This window comes from Haloplanus natans DSM 17983, assembly GCF_000427685.1.
Lineage (GTDB): Archaea > Halobacteriota > Halobacteria > Halobacteriales > Haloferacaceae > Haloplanus > Haloplanus natans.
Genome location: NZ_KE386573.1, coordinates 1,927,953 through 1,940,382, shown reverse-complemented (window position 1 = coordinate 1,940,382; position 12,430 = coordinate 1,927,953). Strand labels below are relative to the sequence as shown.

The 12,430-nt window shown below is 62.1% G+C and carries 13 protein-coding genes, 2 tRNA genes and 1 pseudogene; 8 read left to right on the top strand and 8 right to left on the bottom strand.

All coding sequences use genetic code 11. The annotated features are described in order from the left end of the window. Positions 1–48: 48 nt before the first annotated feature. The 4 genes from HALNA_RS20060 to HALNA_RS12080 form a co-directional block, all read right to left on the bottom strand. Positions 49–201, bottom strand: coding sequence for a hypothetical protein (locus HALNA_RS20060; RefSeq protein WP_157573528.1), 153 nt, complete (start codon positions 199–201; stop codon positions 49–51). A 539-nt stretch (positions 202–740) separates the two neighbouring features. Continuing rightward, on the bottom strand, positions 741–881 hold the full coding sequence (locus tag HALNA_RS20055; protein WP_157573527.1) for a hypothetical protein: 141 nt from the start codon (positions 879–881) through the stop codon (positions 741–743). A gap of 76 nt (positions 882–957) precedes the next feature. After that, positions 958–1,031, bottom strand: a tRNA-Thr gene (locus HALNA_RS12085). 11 nt (positions 1,032–1,042) lie between these two features. Next, positions 1,043–1,528: a GNAT family N-acetyltransferase gene (locus tag HALNA_RS12080; RefSeq protein ID WP_049936617.1), complete on the bottom strand. Its 486-nt coding sequence runs from the start codon at positions 1,526–1,528 to the stop codon at positions 1,043–1,045. Positions 1,529–1,861: 333 nt separating this feature from the next. Here HALNA_RS12080 and HALNA_RS21675 point away from each other — a divergent pair. The 6 genes and pseudogenes from HALNA_RS21675 to HALNA_RS12045 form a co-directional block, all read left to right on the top strand. After that, a pseudogene (locus tag HALNA_RS21675) lies at positions 1,862–2,729 on the top strand (glutamate-cysteine ligase family protein); the annotation flags it as partial. Positions 2,730–2,773: 44 nt separating this feature from the next. Further along, positions 2,774–3,439: a type 1 glutamine amidotransferase gene (locus HALNA_RS12065; protein WP_049938051.1), complete on the top strand. Its 666-nt coding sequence runs from the start codon at positions 2,774–2,776 to the stop codon at positions 3,437–3,439. A gap of 296 nt (positions 3,440–3,735) precedes the next feature. Then, positions 3,736–4,680 (top strand): branched-chain amino acid ABC transporter permease, encoded by a 945-nt coding sequence (locus HALNA_RS12060; RefSeq protein ID WP_211226064.1) that lies wholly within the window; start codon positions 3,736–3,738, stop codon positions 4,678–4,680. Further along, complete coding sequence (locus HALNA_RS12055) at positions 4,677–6,071, top strand: branched-chain amino acid ABC transporter permease (protein ID WP_049936613.1); 1,395 nt, start codon at positions 4,677–4,679, stop codon at positions 6,069–6,071. Before HALNA_RS12060 ends, HALNA_RS12055 begins: the two co-directional genes overlap by 4 nt. Further along, positions 6,055–6,870 (top strand): ABC transporter ATP-binding protein, encoded by an 816-nt coding sequence (locus tag HALNA_RS12050; protein ID WP_049936612.1) that lies wholly within the window; start codon positions 6,055–6,057, stop codon positions 6,868–6,870. The genes HALNA_RS12055 and HALNA_RS12050 overlap by 17 nt, the downstream gene beginning before the upstream one ends. Beyond that, positions 6,867–7,577: an ABC transporter ATP-binding protein gene (locus tag HALNA_RS12045; protein WP_049936611.1), complete on the top strand. Its 711-nt coding sequence runs from the start codon at positions 6,867–6,869 to the stop codon at positions 7,575–7,577. Before HALNA_RS12050 ends, HALNA_RS12045 begins: the two co-directional genes overlap by 4 nt. On the opposite strand, the gene HALNA_RS12040 is transcribed toward HALNA_RS12045, so the two are convergent. The 3 genes from HALNA_RS12040 to HALNA_RS12030 form a co-directional block, all read right to left on the bottom strand. Then, entirely contained in the window at positions 7,574–8,914 is a 1,341-nt protein-coding gene (locus tag HALNA_RS12040; RefSeq protein ID WP_049936610.1) for an ABC transporter substrate-binding protein, read from the bottom strand. The genes HALNA_RS12045 and HALNA_RS12040 overlap by 4 nt on opposite strands. Before the next feature lie 129 nt (positions 8,915–9,043). Next, positions 9,044–9,358, bottom strand: coding sequence for a DUF5785 family protein (locus tag HALNA_RS12035; RefSeq protein WP_049936609.1), 315 nt, complete (start codon positions 9,356–9,358; stop codon positions 9,044–9,046). A gap of 360 nt (positions 9,359–9,718) precedes the next feature. After that, a tRNA-Ser gene (locus HALNA_RS12030) sits at positions 9,719–9,802 on the bottom strand. A gap of 142 nt (positions 9,803–9,944) precedes the next feature. On the opposite strand from HALNA_RS12030, the gene HALNA_RS21195 reads away from it, so the two are divergent. Continuing rightward, positions 9,945–11,018, top strand: coding sequence for a tyrosine-type recombinase/integrase (locus HALNA_RS21195; RefSeq protein ID WP_084510007.1), 1,074 nt, complete (start codon positions 9,945–9,947; stop codon positions 11,016–11,018). Between the two features lie 131 nt (positions 11,019–11,149). Beyond that, a complete protein-coding gene (locus HALNA_RS20050) occupies positions 11,150–11,893 on the top strand; it encodes a hypothetical protein (protein WP_157573526.1) in 744 nt (247 codons plus the stop codon). Between the two features lie 68 nt (positions 11,894–11,961). Here the strand turns inward: HALNA_RS20050 and HALNA_RS12020 are convergent, their stop codons facing one another. Further along, positions 11,962–12,201 carry a response regulator gene (locus HALNA_RS12020; RefSeq protein WP_049936608.1) on the bottom strand — a complete coding sequence of 80 codons (240 nt, stop codon included), beginning with the start codon at positions 12,199–12,201 and terminating at the stop codon, positions 11,962–11,964. Positions 12,202–12,430: the final 229 nt, after the last annotated feature.

Sequence of the window (12,430 nt, the reverse complement as noted above, 5' to 3'; positions counted from 1 at the left end):
GAGTATGAAAAGGTCGTGGCCGTCGTCGAGTTTGAGTACGTTGGCTGGTCACGTTACCGCTGCCGTTGTTCCCATGGCGACGAAGAGCACGACCACGGCAGTAATAAACGAGGGAATAATCCCGACGGTGTCGACCAACGTCACGTAAGTTAAGAACCCCGCGATGATGCCGACTGCGGCCCAGAGGGCAATCTCGTCCATACATAGTAATCACAGATATAATACATAAATGCGGGCACCAAGCCATCCCAACTTGACCGACAGCTGTCGCCTACCCAGCCTGCTATCGATGTGTATTCATACCCCTCCGTTTCGACTGTACGCCGACGCCTGTCTGACAGGGGTTTATACTGGTATCAGTTCTGGTATCAGACGCCCACAGTCGAGCACCCGCTTGCCGATCGGTCCCCCGCGCGACCATCACCATCCCCCTTCTCCCCTCTCCCACCACTCGCGAGTGTCGCCACTACACACTCCGCTATCAAAGTGTAATCGCTCACCGCCAGAATCGCCGGCGGTGAGCTAATCAAATAAAAACCAGATAACGATAGCCACGGCACCGCAAGCGACGCCGAACAGCAGAGCGTAGGTCGGGTTGAACGCTGCGCCCACGCCCATCACTACAGCAGTTTGATAGATAAGCGCGACGGCTACTCGATCCACCGCACGTCCGGGAGAATGTCCTCGACAAGGATCGCCTCGCCCAGATTGGGCTCGTAGACCACGCCGTCGTAGTGGGCCTACACCGACAGGTCACGCCACAGCCAGGACAGCGCCGAGGAGAGCTCCTTGTGGGCCGGGACGGCGGTCCGCCCGCCGGCCGCCCGGAACAGCATGATGTCGACCTGCATCCGCTCCTTGACGTCGGGGCCACGATACACTAGGGTCGCGACCTGGACGCGTCCGTCGGGCAGGGTCTTCTCGGCGCTCAGGGGATTGAGTCGACAATTTGTTATGAGCCAGGGGTGGGATTCGAACCCACGAAGTCTCGATTACAAGTCGAGTGCATGAACCGCCCATGCTCCCCTGGCGCGCCGGCAGCTTATCGGTCCCTGCGCGGGCGTTTATCGTTTTCGACCTCCCGCTCGAACTCGATCCGGTGGGGCCGGTACCCACGGCGCTCGTAGAACCGGATCGCGTCGTCGTTACGGGCCAGTGCCTCGACGGCGACGACGGCGACGCCGCGGTCCCGGAGCGCCGCCTCGGCGGCGTCGAGGAGCCGTCCCCCGACACCCTCGTCACGCCGCTCGGGGACGACATACAGGTCACGGACGACGCCACGAGTCCGGTCTTGGGTCAGCGGGCCGCGTTCGACGGCGAACCGTACGAACCCCACGATAGCGCCGTCGTCGCGGGCGACCGTCAGCCCGTCGTCGGCGGCGTGTCGCGCCAGCGATTCTCTGATTGCATCGCGGTTCGTGTCGGCCCGGATGTGGGACCCGTGGCGACGCTGCTCCGCCGCGAGCGCGACCCACAGGTCGACGACGGCGTCGGCGTCGCCGGGGGCGGCCGGTTCGACCGTGACCATGCCCATCGTTGATGGACACGCCGCAAATCAGTTCCGTCCCGGCGGTAGAACATTCGAATTACGAATATCGTTTTCTGATGGGTTAGAAATCCCATATACGAAATAAAAACGGATATACTATACTGAAGCAGTTGGAATAACAGTCAAAATAACGTTTTCGTCCAACAATATATAGTAGCCTCGGCTGTACCGAGCAACCGTGATTGGTATTCACTCTCACTGTCGGAGCGAAACGGCGGCCACGGATCGTCCGTGGCAGGGTAGCAGGCCCCCGACTCCCCGGTCGACGGGAGGCGAGGCGAACGGACCGACTGCAGGGATCCGCTGACGACCGTGCCGACACGCGAGGCGAAGCCGACACGGCGGAGCGTCGAAGTCGAATACTGGGTGGTGGACGACCGGGGGCAGTTGGCCGAACCGGACGACCTAGTCGACGCGGCCGCGGGCGTCGAACGGGAGTTCGTCCGGCCGCTGCTCGAGGTCAAAACGACGCCGTGTGCGACGACGGCGGAACTCCGCAGTGAACTGTTCGACCGACTTCACCGCGTCATCCAGCGAGCGGAGGCGCAGGATCTGCATCTGGTTCCACTCTCGACGCCGGTGAATACCGAAACGATTCGGGACCGTCCCGCCGACCGGACGCGAGTGCAGGCCCGCGTTCTCGGTGAGGATTTCGAATACGTCCGCCACTGCGCGGACACACATCCACGTCGAGCAGGAGCCAGGTCGGGAAGTCGATCAGTTGAACGCGCTCGTCGCACTCGACCCCGCGCTGGCGCTCGTCAACTCCTCCCCGTACTTCCGGGGAGAACGCGTGACTGACGGGGCACGGTCGACGCTCTACCGTCGACGCGCGTACGACAGTCTGCCGCATCAGGGGCGGCTGTGGCGCTACGTCTCCGACGTGGACGAGTGGACCCGTCGACTCGAACGCCGGTACGAGGAGTTCGTGACGGCGGCGATGGATGCGGGCGTCGAGCGGGCGACGGTCGAGTCCTGTTTCTCCCCGGAAAGCGCGGTGTGGACGCCGGTCCAACTCCGGGAACGATTCGGGACGGTCGAGTGGCGTTCGCCCGACAACGCCCTGCCGAGTCAGATCGTCAGCCTCGCCGACGGCGTCGCTCGCGTCGTCGACACTGTCTGCGACTCCGGACTTCGGATCGAGGGCCGAACGGGTGCCGTCACCGAGGACGGAGTGCTGTGACGAGCGACGAACCACGCATCGCCCTGTTGAACGCCGCACGGATGGCCGCCGACACCCGGCGCAACTTCCGTCGGGGACTCGACGCCGACGTCGTGGAGTTCGACTGTCTGGCCGGTGAACTCCCCGACGATTTCCGATACGACGCGTTCGTGGTTACCGGCTCGTTCGCGTCGGTCTACTGGGACCGGGAGTGGATCACCCGGCTACGGCGGTGGGCCGGCGACGCCATCGAAGCTGGGCTCCCGGCGCTCGGCGTCTGTTACGGCCACCAGCTTCTCGCGGACGTCCTCGGCGGCCGCGTCGAGGCGATGGACGAGTACGAACTCGGCTACCGGACCGTCGAACAGGACGGCCACAACCGGCTCCTCGACGGGCTCGACGAGGAGTTCACGGTCTTTACGAGCCACTCCGACCGCGTCAGCGACGCGCCGCCGGGAGCGACAGTATTCGCCCGGAACGATTACGGAATCCACGGGTTCCGGAAGGATCGTGTGTTCGCCGTCCAGTTCCACCCCGAGTACGACATGGCCACCGCCGAGTCGGTGACCAAGGGGAAGGACGATCAGCTGTCGGCGGACCGAATCGCCGAGATACTCGACGGCATCCACGAGGACAACTATCGGTCCGCGCAGGAGGCGAGTCGGCTGTTCGACAACTTCATCGAGTTCGTCGCCGAGGTCAGCTCCGAACGCCTCTCGACGAACTGATCCGGGGTGCGTGACCGACGGGAGCCCGATATCCGTCCGGTCAGCGTGGCGAGCGGGGGAAGAAAGGTTTATGCCTGCGTCACGTCCGCACACAGCACGAAGGTACAATGGCATCGGGAACTGAAGCTGGAGTTACGGAAAGGCCGGGGCGGTGGCTGGAGTTCGCGGTCGACCGACCGCTGACGATGGTCTTGGCCGTGATCGGGCTGGTACTTCTCGGATCGCTCGTCTGGGGACTGCTGGTTTCCGGGTCGGTCACGTTCGCGCGCCTCGGATCGCTCGTCTGGGACGGCGTGATGCGCGGCCTCGTGATCGGACTGGCCGGCATCGGCCTGTCGATGACCTACAGCATCCTGAATTTCGCGAACTTCTCGCACGGTGACTACATCACGAGCGGGGCCTTCGCCGGCTGGGCAACGACGTACGCCATCGCCGGCTTCGGCCGGGCCGACATCGGGTCGCTTCTCCTCGTCGGCGCCGGCGGCTCCGTCTTCGGTGGGGCGCTCGGCATCGGCGTGACGACGACGCCCGTCGCCGTCGTCGCCGGCATCGTCGTCGCCGGCGTCACGACAGTGCTGCTCGCGCTCGGAGTCGACCGCGTCGTCTACAAACCCATCCGCGCCGAGAGCGGAATCACCCTGCTGATCACCAGTATCGGGGTCGCGTTCGCGCTTCGGTACCTGATCCAGTTCGTCTTCGGCTCCAGCGTCCGCGGGACGACGGCCGCGGGGTCGATCCCACAGGCGTCGCTCTACTTCGTCGACGGCGTCGTCCGGATCGACGCCCACGACGCCACGCTTCTCGTCGTCGCCGGCGGCCTCATGCTCGGCGTTCACCTCCTCCTCCAGACGACGAAACTCGGCAAGGCGATGCGCGCCATGTCCGACAACGAGGATCTGGCTCGCATCACCGGGATTCCGACCGAACGGGTCGTCCGCGCGACGTGGATCATCGGCGGCGGTCTCACCGGCGTCGCCGGCTACGTGTTCATCCTCTGGAAGGGCACGCTCGGCTTCAACGACGGCTGGCTCCTCCTCCTGCTCATCTTCGCGGCCGTCATCCTCGGCGGTATCGGCTCCATCTACGGCGCCATCGCGGGCGGTCTCGTCATCGGCATCGCGGCCTCCATCTCGGTCATCTGGATCCCCGCCGCGTTCTCGCGCGCGGCCGCGTTCGTCGTCATGATCGTCATCCTGCTCGTTCGTCCGCAGGGGCTGTTCTCCGGGAGGTCGACCGCATGAGCGACACTGCCGGCTCGCTCCGTCGACTCTGGGAGCAGGACGCGGCCAAAATCGTCGCACTCCTCGTCGTCATCTACGGTGCCTACCTCGTCAGCGGCCTCATCCTCGGGTACAGCATCCGTGGACAGCTCAACTCCTTGGCCTCGCTCACCTTCTACATCGGCGTCTTCGCCACGCTCGCGCTCGCTTTGAACCTCCACTGGGGCTACACCGGCCTGTTCAACATCGGCGTCGTCGGCTTCATGGCCGTCGGCATCTACGTGATGGCATTCGTCTCGAAACCGCTGTACGGAACCACAGGCGCCGCACAGGTCGGCGGCCTCGGCCTGCCGATCCCCGTCGGCATTCTCGTCGGGATGCTCGCCGCCGCGGCACTTGGCTTCGTCGTTGCTCTCCCCGCCCTTCGACTCCGTGCGGACTACCTCGCCATCGTCACCATCGCCATGTCCGAAATCGTCCGCTTTACCTTCCTCTCCTCTACCTTCCAGCAGTTCCAGTTCCCTCACACCCTCGCCGGCGACACCACCCGCGTCGGCTTCGGCGGCGGGAGCGGCCTCATCCTTGATTTCCCCGACCCCCTGCTCGCGTTCATCGATGTCGTCGGCCTCTCGGGCGCGTACGACGGCCTCGTCGCTCTCGTGGGACAGGTCGTCGCGAACAACCCCGATCCCATCGTCCACAGCCTCGTCTACGGCGTGGTCCTCTTGCTGGTCGTCGCCGGCTACTTCTGGCTTCTCAAACGGACCGGCGAGTCACCGTTCGGCCGGGTGCTGAAAGCTATCCGTGAAGACGAGGACGTGGCCCGCGCCCTCGGCAAGAACACCGACCGCTTCAAGGTCGTCTCGTTCATGCTCGGCTGTGCGCTGATGGGGTTGGCCGGCATCCTCTGGCTGATGGGGCAGGGCGCCGTCACGCCCAACTTCTTCCGCCCGCGGCTCACCTTCTTCGTCTGGATCGCCCTCATCATCGGCGGCGCCGGCTCGAACACCGGGAGCGTCTTGGGCGGTGCCGTCTTCGCCGCCGTCCTCTACCAGGGCCCGCTCTACTTCCAGAACGTCGTCACCTCCGTCTTCCAGCCCGGCGAAGCGCCGAGCAGTTTCGGCCCGGCGGTCTCGCCGCTCATCTCGGGGTTCGATCCGATGCCCTTCCTGCTTTATACGCTCGATTCGGTGCGCCAACTCCAACTGGTCATCATGGGTGTCGCGCTCGTCTGGCTGATGCACAACCGGCCACAGGGGATGCTCGGCCACCGCAAGGAGACGGCGGCGGCCATCCCGCTCGGCCGACCGGGCGGCGACGCGGGTCGGAGCGGCGGTTCCGACACCGACGCCGACGCCGAACCGACACCGAAAGCGGACGGCGACGGTAGCGGAGGTGAACGGCGTGAGTAAATCCATCACGGAGTCGCGTCCGGACGTGGCCGAGACGCCGCTCCGAGTCGAGGGCCTGACGAAAAGCTTCGGCGGGATCACCGCCGTCGACAGTGCGAGCTTCGAGGTCGAACGCGGCACGCTCACGGGGCTGATCGGCCCGAACGGCGCCGGCAAGTCGACCACGTTCAACCTCATCACGGGGATGCTCTCGCCCGACGCCGGGACGGTCACCTTCGACGACGAGGATATCACCGGCCGCGAACCCTACGAAATCGCGGATCGGGGGCTGGTCCGGACCTTCCAGATCGCCCGCGAACTCGGCGAGATGACCGTCCTGGAGAACATGATGCTCGCGCCGAAGGCCCAGCGCGGCGAGCACCTCTGGCGGTCGGTCCTCCCCGGTGCCCGTGGGAGCGTCCGCACACAGGAGGCCGAACTCCTCGACCGGGTGTGGGAAACCCTGGAGTTTTTCGACATCGAACATCTCGCGGAGGAGTACGCGGGCAACCTCTCCGGCGGCCAGCGCAAACTCCTGGAGATGGCGCGGGCGCTCCTGACCGATCCCGACATGCTCCTCCTCGACGAACCGTTCGCCGGGGTCAACCCGACACTGGAGCAACGGCTCCTCGAACACATCCACGAACTCCGCGATCAGGGCTACACCTTCCTGCTGGTCGAACACGACATGGACCTCATCATGAACAACTGTCGGCACGTGATCGTGATGCATCAGGGACAGATCCTGACCGAGGGGACACCCGAGGAGATCAAAGCGAACGAGGAAGTCATCGAAGCCTACCTGGGAGGCGACGTATGAGCGATACCCTCCTGACCGTCCGCGACTTAGACGCCGGCTACGGCGACCTCCAGATTCTCGACTGCGTCGACATGGACGTGGGCGACGAGGAGTACGTCACCATCGTCGGTCCGAACGGCGCCGGCAAGTCGACGGTGATGAAGTCGGTGTTCGGCCTCACGACGTACATGGGTGGGGAGATCACCTTCGACGGCCGGGACATCACCGGCCGACCGCCCGAGGAGATCATCCACGAAGGGATCGGCTACGTCCCCCAGTCCGACAACGTGTTCGCGTCGCTATCGGTTCGGGAGAACCTGGAGATGGGGGCGTACATTCTCGACGACATGCCCGAGGAACGGGTCGCCGAAGTGTTCGAACGGTTTCCCGTCCTCGAGGAGCGACAGACCCAGGCGGCGGGGACGATGAGCGGCGGGCAGCGACAGATGCTCGCGATGGGGCGGGCGCTCATGCTCGATCCCGCACTCCTCCTCTTGGACGAACCGAGCGCCGGCCTCGCCCCCGACCTCGTCGACGAGATGTTCGACCGGATCGACGAGATCAACGACGCCGGCACCGCGATCCTGATGGTCGAGCAGAACGCGAAAGAGGCGCTCCGGCGCTGTGATCGGGGGTACGTCCTCGCCAACGGACAGAACCGGTACGAGGGCGAGGGACGGACGCTCCTCGATGACGAGGAGGTCCGCCAGCAGTTCCTCGGCGGCTAGCCGGACAGCGCCGTCTCGATGACCGACGTGTACGACGACGCACCCTTGTTGAACGCGACCTGATTCGTCACCGTCCCACCGAAGGTGTTCTCGAAGACCTCAGTGTACCGGTTCGAGAGCTGTTGTCCGTAGTCGTTGTTGACGTAGAGCGTCGCCGCGGTGGTGTTCCCGAGGCGTTCGGATGCGACTTGGGCCATCACGCGACCCTGAAGCTGGTCCGACGGCGCCGTCCGGAAGATGTAGTCGTCGTCTTCGAGATTGGTGACCGACAGCGCCGTGCTGGACGGCGAACAGCCGACGATCTGATTGGGGATGAACACCTCCTGCGAGACCGGGATGTTCACGCCGGAAGAGGCGGAGCCACAGACGCTCGGCATCCCGGCGTTGACAAGCGTTTCGGCGGCCGCGACGCCTGCGGAGGGCGAGGTCTGGGTGTCCTCGACCTGTGCGTTCACTTCGAGGTCGAGGTCGGAGTCGTTGACCTGCATCGCCGGCAGCTGCGCCGCCTGGATCATCGGGCCGCCGACGGACGCGAGATCACCCGTCTCGGGGAGGAGGATACCCACGTCGATGGTGCGGCCCATACCGCCGGGACCGCTGTCGGCGCTCGGCCCGCCGCCGGAGGGGTTCTCACCCTGGAAGTTCTGGACCTCGATCTGGGTCGTGCTCTGCTGATCGGTGCCTTGGAACTCCCAGATGGCGTACGCCGCGGACGCCGGGTCGCCGGCTTGGTTGAAGTTGGTCGCACTGGAGGCGCCCTGGTAGTTGATGTCCTCGCCGTTGGCCGCCGCCTCGACGGCGCCGAGGAAGTTCTGCGGGCCGTACTCGGTGCCCTCGGGGTTGGCGATGCGGCGCATCTGGTCGCGGATGGCCGTGCCGTCGTTGGCCCCGGCCGCCGCGTTCGCGAGTATCTGGATCGCGACCGAGTCGTACGACTGCGAGGTGAACACGCCGGGCGAGGAGCCGTACTCGTCTTGATACAACTGGTTGAACGCCTCCTGATTCGGGCCGCCCGCGGCCGGCGCCGTCCCGATGACGTTCGCCATGTCGTTGCCGACCTGGCCGGGCATGGCGCCGTCGCGGAGGCCGTCCGGCACCAGTATGTCGTGTTGCCCGTCGGTCATCGAGTAGTAGTCGCGGAACAGTTGGATACCACTCTGGGGGTAGCCGATGACGACGAGCATGTCGGGGCCGCTGCCGCCGCTACCGGTCCCGGTCCCGCTCTCGCTTCCGCCTTCCCCTCCGCTTCCGCCGCCACCGATGCAACCCGCCAGTCCGACGGTGCCGGCCGTACCCGTTCCCACGAGGAACTCGCGTCGTCCGATATCGCGTACCATACACACACGAACGGCTGGCGAATTTATAAACTCTTCCGAGGAATCGGAAGTTCCGTCTCTCATAGTGATTATTGTAAGTCATTCCAGAAGATTCGTCGACTCGTTCCGGCGACTCCCCGGTGAACAGTATCAGGCGTCGCCGACGAACGCGTCGGCACCCTCGTAGAACCAGTAGCCGTTCGCCCGCATCGCCTCACCCAGCGCCCGATGCATCTCGACGAAGTCCGCGAACTCCTCGGCGTCGACGCCCTCGAAGATATCCCGTAGCGAGACGACTGTCTCGTGGTCGATTCGAACGGGGTCGTCGCCGTACTCGTCGACGAACGCCGCGACGTCGAGGGGGAAATCCTCGTCCTCGTCCACCTTCTTCGCGATGACGGCGTGGCCGTACTTGCGGCCGCCCTCGCTTCCCTCCTCGCCGTCCGGGTCGTGTGGCCAGTCCATACCGATCCGTTAGCCGCGTGGCTCAAAGCCGTTACGCTCGAAATCGGACTCCGACACGCGCCTCACCGTCTACAGCGGGGAGAATCGGTGCACGTTCCGTGCGTGCTCGAGAAGCGCCTCCGTCGACTCGAACGTTTCACCGCATCCACACCGGTGTGAATCCGCCGCCGACGGTTGGTGTGTCGACATACACGTACGGTTCGCGTGCAGATGTATAATGATTATTATTGCTGTGCGCTGACGTGAGTCGTGATAACGGTTCGCGCGCTATGGCCGGGCTTCGCGGTTGGATGTCCGCGTCGTCGGGGGAAGCGGGAGGTTACCGACTGACCGAGACGACCGAAGGGAGTCGAGAGAAGTCGGTGGGACTGGGATTCGAACCCAGGAAGCCGTGAGGCTACCTGCTTTCAAGGCAGGCGCAATAGGCCGCTCTGCCATCCCACCACGACCTGTCGGTCGTAACCCTGCGCCGTCCGGCGATCATCTCGATCCATCGGTCAATCCAGCATGAAATCCGCTCAACCCATCGAACCTGAGTTGAACCGACTCCAAACCACTCACACGCCGGATCATGGCAGGTACACGGATGTCTGACCGGGAATCAGTTGAAGGTGTCGTTCTTATTAGCGAGCCAGCCCTCAACGCACTGACTGAGCGCCAACAGATCTCCTACCGGGAACACCGCCGCAAATATGTAAAATGGCTGGTTGAAAACTACGCCGAAGACACCCGGAAGGTCTACGCCAGTATCCTTGATCAACTCCACCGCTACATCTGGGTCAACGAGGGTGGGTTCACGACCGACATCACCCACGACCACGCCGACGACTTCCTCACCAAACGGAAAGAGAGCGACGAGGACTACTCCACCTCGTATCTCGACAACATCAAGCTCGCCATCAAATCCTACTTCGAGTGGAAAGGCGATCCGTGGGATACCGACATCAAGATTGAAGGCGGAAAGTCGGGCGTCTCACAGCCGAAGGACTACCTGACTAAACCGGAGCGCCAGATGATCAGGGATGCTGTCCTCGAATACGGAAGCGTCCCGTCCTACGCCGCCCTCACTCCAGAGAAACGACGAGAGTGGAAGATACACCTCGCGCAACGCTTCGGGAAGGCGGTGAGAGACATCGGTCAGGACGACTGGGAACGGGCGAACGGCTTCAAATACGTCTCTATCGTCAACGTATCCCTCGACGGTGGACTCCGCCCGGTCGAAGTCGGTCGCGCAACCGTCGATTGGGTCGATCTCGACAACTGCGTTCTCCGGATACCCGAGGACGAATCGTCGAAGAACACCGATAACTGGCGCGTGAGCCTCACCGAGACGACGACGGAGTATCTCGCCCGGTGGTTGGAAGAACGCGAGCTGTACGACAAATACGACGACACGGACGCCCTCTGGCTGACTCGCCACGGCAATCCCTATCGGTCGAAATCGCTCAATCTGCTCCTCGATAACCTGCGCGAGATAGCCGGGATCGAGCGCGATCTGACGTGGTACGCGCTTCGCCATTCCACCGGGACGTATGTGACGCAGGAGCGGGGACTCGCCGCGACGCAGGCGCAACTCCGTCACAAGCGAAAGCAGACGACGATGCGCTACGACCAAGCGCCACCGGAAGATCGGCAAGACGCGCTTGAAGACATCGGGTAGCTTCGTGATTTACGATCTCGTTGAGAGCCTCTAATGGTGAGATATTTCGAGATTCGTGCTGAATACAGGTCGCGAATTCCGAAACAGGATAATCCAATATCATAAGTTGATCGACACACTATCCTGTCGAAATGAGTTTACAGATTGATCCAAATAAAGCCGAAGAGCGGATTGATGATTTTTTGGATCAAATTGCGGAACTGCTGGAAATGCGTTATGATGAGGGGGAAGAGGAAAAACGAACGATGGGTACGAAGTTAGATAATTTTGCAGAAGTCGCTTTTTCAAATGGTAAAGAAAAGAAGAACTCATTACATCCCACCGCTGTCGTATCCACATTTGGCAAAAAATCACCAACGAAAAAACAAAAAGAGTATGAAGAGGATCTAAAGAGAAAAAGACGGCAGTTAGAGGCATGGAAAGAACAAATTGAACTTGAAGAGGGAGCTGACTTGGAAGGTGATACCGAAGATAGGAGGTACAAAGAGATTGAGGAGGAAATAGCTGAAATAAATAGAGAATTACCGCTTTATGCAAACGATCTCGAACAAAGTCTGGAAGAACTAAGGAATAATCATCTTCTCGCATCTACGATGATAACGGGAAGGGTGATTGATCACACTATTGATCAAATCAAATCAAGTCAGCGCCTTGGTGGTCCAGAAGAAGTCCTTGACCATTTAGAAGAAAACGGAATAGTGGATTCCAGAGAAGGCAAAATCACAGATTCGATAAAATCTTATCGAGATGTCTACACGCACGAAGTAGGGAGAGTTCCAGATGTTAGTGAAACTTTGATAATTCTATTAGGGTGTGCGAAACTTTTGCATAACATACAAGATACTGACAAGACCAGAGAATACGATTTGGCATGAATTATTTAATAAACGACTCTTCGGACGGTCGGCCTCGGGAAGGCGCAGGACGGCCACAAGTTTTCTCCCTACACCTTATCCATCCAGATGTAGACTACCGCCCGCGCTCCGACTTTTTTCTTTTCTAACTGCTCGTTATCAACCAGCATCTCCAGTTTGTTGTACGCGGCTGAACGCGAGCAGTCCAACCACTCCGCCACTTCGTTTGCCGTCAGCACAGGAGCATCAGACTCCTCAAAGACCTTCAGGACACGCTCGGGCGTGACCTCCTCCACGTATTGACCGGATTCATCGCGCTCGCGGGACATGGTACTCTTTCGGAGTGAACCGGCAAAATCCCTGTGGTCACGAAGTGATTGGGTAACACTTTTTACCTATGGCCACGTGGCTACAGGTGAGAAGGTCGCCCGCCCTTCGGGGTGGACTCGTCGAGAGAACGCCCGAGTGCTGGAACACTCAGGCGGGTGGTCTTCGGGGTAGCCAAAGACCATGTACGCCTCAACTACCGTCCGACTTGAGAGTGACGAACCGTCAGCC